Below are 2,531 nucleotides of genomic sequence, written 5' to 3' on the forward strand. Positions count from 1 at the left end.
GACAATGTAAACTTGGACTATACGGATGAGGACGGCATTACTACGCAGTTAGATCTTACCGCCATCGTAAAAAACTTGGAGACCGTGACCACTATGGTGGCCAATTTGGATGGTACGTTTACCTATAGGGATGAGGCTGGCGTGGATACGGTGATCGATATCTCGGATTTGGAAACTTTGACCACCTTGGCGTTGAATGCGGACAATGTAAACTTGGACTATACGGATGAGGACGGCATTACTACACAGTTAGATCTTACCGCACTTGTAAAGAACCTGGAGACCGTGACCAGTTTAGCTAAGAATGTTGATGGAACCTTAACTTTTACAAATGAAAGCGGGACCCCAAATAATATAGACCTCATAAGTGCGAATGCGAATAATGATATTGTGGCGGGTACAGATGGAGGACTATACCTAAACGTAGCTTCGGTTAGTATTTCGGAAACGATCACTAATATTTCCGATACTGGTGATGGTACCATTACATATGTTAATGAAAGTGGAGCTACCCAGAAAATAAATAAGGCGAATATTACGGATAATTTGGATGGTACTTACACTTTTACCAATAACGATGGGAGCGATGTGCTTATCAATACCAACGGAGTAGCCATAACCAATGTGGTTGCTGGAAGAAGGATCGCAACAGTAACTAACGCGGCGGGAGCTAGTACGGATATTAACGAAACAATTACGTCCTTGTCAGATAATTTGGATGGAACATTTACCTATACCAACGAGGAGGGGGTTTCTGTTTCTATAGACACCAAGCGTTCCACCGTATCGGATAATGGGGACGGCACCTTTACTATAACCGATGATTCGGGAAATGCGGTGATGGTGGATACCAACAACACGGTGACTACTTTGGTGGACAATGGCGATGGCAGCTTTACCTATACCTCGGAGGATGGTACGGTAACGACCTTTACCGAGACCAATTCTACTTTGGTAGATAATACCGATGGAACGTTTACCTATACCAATGAGGACGGTGATACCATGATTTTCGATTCCAAGCGATCTGTAGCTACAGACAACGGGGATGGTACATTTACGATAACTGATGATTCTGGAACTACGATAAATATAGATTCCAATCAATTGGCCGGATCATTGGTCAATAATGGAGATGGGACCATTACCTATACCGATGGTACCGGCTCGGCCCAAACGATTGGCTTGGTGAGCACTAATGCCAATAATGATATTACTGTCGGAACTGACGGCGGACTATACCTAAATGTAGCTTCGGTAAGCATTTCGGAAACAATCACAAATATAACCGATACTGGTGATGGAAGTATCACTTACGTAAATGAAAGCGGTGCCACACAAAAAGTGAACAAGGCCAACATTATAGATAATTTGGACGGCACTTATACTTTCACCAACAATGATGGTAGCGATGTAATTATAAACACCAACGGAGTAGCCATATCCAATGTGGTTGCAGGAAGAAGGATCGCAACAGTAACTAACGCGGCGGGAGCTAGTACGGATATTAATGAATCTATTACGTCCTTGTCAGATAATTTGGATGGAACATTTACCTATACCAACGAGGACGGGGTTTCTGTTTCTATAGACACCAAGCGTTCCACCGTATCGGATAATGGGGACGGCACCTTTACTATAACCGATGATTCGGGAAATGCGGTGACTATTGTAGGAAACACGAATACAACCAATACCAGTTTGACGGAGGATGGTACCAACCTTATATTGACGGACAGCGATAACAATACGGTCACCTTGTCGCTTGCTGCTATTGCTGCAGTTACCGATACCAATACCACGAACGCTACTTTTGGTGTAGTAGGTACGGATCTGGTGGTCACGGATAGCGAAGGGAATACGGTTTCGGTTCCTTTGGCGGATATCGCTGCTGCCACGGATACGAACACGACCAACATAAGTTTGACGGAGGACGGTACGGACCTTATCCTTACAGACAGTGATAACAATACGGTTACCCTGGCCCTTGCGGACATTGCTGCAGCGACGGACACCAATACGACGAACGCTACGTTTTCAGTAATGGGTGCTGATTTGGTGGTAACGGACAGTGATAACAATACGGTTTCCGTTCCCTTGGCGGATATCGCTGCTGCTACGGATACGAACACGACCAACATAGGTTTGACGGAGGACGGTACGGACCTTATCCTTACGGACAGTGATAACAATACGGTTACCCTGGCCCTTGCGGACATTGCTGCAGCGACGGACACCAATACGACGAACGCTACGTTTTCAGTGGTGGGTACTGATTTGGTGGTAACGGACAGTAATGGAGATACGGTTATGGTTCCATTAGCTGATATTGCTCCGATTACTGACCAGATAACGATTACTGGAGCAGGTACTGCCTTGGCCCCCTTTAAAGTAGAGGATTCGTCTATTACGACTACTAAATTGGCCAATGATGCGGTTACCACTTCTAAAATCACTGATAAAGCAATAACCCTTTCTAAGTTGGCAGATGGAACTTTGGACGGTCAAGTAATGCAGTGGGATGATGCTTT

At 45.0% G+C, this 2,531-nt stretch carries 1 protein-coding gene; it reads left to right on the top strand.

The features are described 5' to 3' along the window. On the top strand, nt 1-2,531 hold a 2,531-nt coding region (locus BV214_RS16870; protein WP_086478599.1), incomplete at both ends, for a beta strand repeat-containing protein.

The organism is Arenibacter amylolyticus (assembly GCF_002150785.1).
In the GTDB taxonomy this organism is placed as follows: Bacteria; Bacteroidota; Bacteroidia; order Flavobacteriales; family Flavobacteriaceae; genus Arenibacter; species Arenibacter amylolyticus.